This is a genomic window from Streptomyces hirsutus (genome assembly GCF_001418415.1).
Lineage (GTDB): Bacteria > Actinomycetota > Actinomycetes > Streptomycetales > Streptomycetaceae > Streptomyces > Streptomyces hirsutus.
On record NZ_LIQT01000221.1, the window covers coordinates 1 to 1277 of the forward strand.

The window sequence follows — 1277 nt, forward strand, 5'->3', positions numbered from 1 at the left end:
ACCGGGACCGCGACCGGCACCACAGGGCGGCGGCCTCCCGCACCTATCGCCTGCCCGGCACCGACCGCCTGCTACGCGTCCACGGCACCCGGCGCCCCACCGCACCCGAGGTACGCGCGGAGGACGGCACGTGGCGCCGCCTGGGCCACCCGGAACTGGTGAAACTCGTCGCCGAGGAGCTGCGCCGGCACACCGGCGTGCCCAACCAGGAACTGCCGGCCGAGATGGCCGACAGCCGCGACGCGGTGGCCGCGCTGCTCGCCGCACGGGCAGGCGCCACCCCACCCGCCGACCCCTACCTCCGCTCCGAACAGTCCCTGCTCACCGGCCACACCCACCACCCCGCCCCCAAGGCGCGCGGCACCGGCCCCACGGCGAGCTGGCTGCCGTACGCACCGGAGGCGTACGCCCACTTCCCGCTGACGCTGCTGGGACTGCGCGAGGACACGGTGGTGGAGGAGGGCGACACCTCGTCCCTGGACCGGCTGGGCTCCGCCCCGCCCGGCTACCGCCTCCTGCCGGCCCATCCCTGGCAGGTGGAGCTGGCGGCCCGGAGCCTGGCCCCCGCGTTCGCCGACGGCCGCCTGATCAGGCTCGGCACGACCGGGTTCCCGGTATGGCCCACGGCCGCGATCCGCACCGTGTACACGCCCGCGCACGACCTGTTCCTGAAGTTCAGCCTGGACGTGCGCATCACCAACGACATCCGCCGCTTGTGGCGTCACGACCTGCTGAGGCGGAGCCGGGCCGACCGGGCCACCCGCGAGGCGTTCGCCGCTTCGGCCACTCCCGCCGCCCCCGCGGCCTGGCTCAGCGACCGCGGTCACCGCACCGCGGACTTCGCCTTCGAGGANNGTCCGCGACGGCCTGCACCGCCACCTGCTGCCCGGCACGACCCCGCACCTCGCCGCGGCCCTGACCGAGGACTACGAGGGCAACCCGCTCGCCGCCACCACCGCCCCCGCCGCTTGGTGGGAGGCCTACCTGGCCCAGGTCGTCCCCCCGGTGCTGAAGGCCTTCGCCCACCACGGAGTCGTGGTCGAGGCCCACCTGCAGAACGCCCTGATCGCCGTCGACACCGAGGGCATGCCCGTCCAGGCCCTGTACCGGGACGTGGAGGGCGTGAAACTGCTGCCGGAGGTGACGAGGGAAGCGGGCTGGGAGCGTCTGGTGTACTGCCTGGTCGTCAACCACCTGACCGAAGTCGCCGCCGCCCTGACCGATCACCACCCGGGCTTCACCCCCTGGCCCGCGGCCCGCCGGGAACTCTCCCGCCA

Annotated in this window: 2 pseudogenes; both read left to right on the forward strand. The window is 74.7% G+C overall.

The window, feature by feature from the left end:
* A pseudogene (locus AOK11_RS45045) lies at nt 1–853 on the forward strand (IucA/IucC family protein); the annotation flags it as partial.
* A 2-nt stretch (nt 854–855) separates the two neighbouring features.
* Nucleotides 856–1277: pseudogene (locus AOK11_RS45050) on the forward strand (IucA/IucC family C-terminal-domain containing protein); the annotation flags it as partial.